Below are 230 nucleotides of genomic sequence, written 5' to 3' on the forward strand. Positions count from 1 at the left end.
CGGGCAGTGAGGGTGTTGCTGCTTTGGAGGCTTTGTGTGCGGAGGGGGAGAGGGCCGTTGCTGCGGATGATGTGGATGCGGCGGTGGGTTTGAATGCGCGTTTTCACGCGAAGGTGATGGAGTTGGCGGGCAATGCGGTGTTGGCGGAGTTGGCGGGGCAGGTGGATCGTCGGGTGCGGTGGTATTACACGCCGATCGCCCGGCAGCGTGGTCGGCAGTCCTGGATCGAG

Annotated in this window: 1 protein-coding gene; it reads left to right on the forward strand. The window is 64.3% G+C overall.

Annotation, left to right across the window (positions count from 1 at the left end):
- Positions 1-230 (forward strand): FCD domain-containing protein (locus IF54_RS0139245; RefSeq protein ID WP_030327616.1); only part of this gene is annotated, 230 nt, incomplete at both ends.

The sequence above is a fragment of the Streptomyces sp. NRRL B-3229 genome, from assembly GCF_000719505.1.
Taxonomy (GTDB): Bacteria; Actinomycetota; Actinomycetes; order Streptomycetales; family Streptomycetaceae; genus Streptomyces; species Streptomyces griseorubiginosus.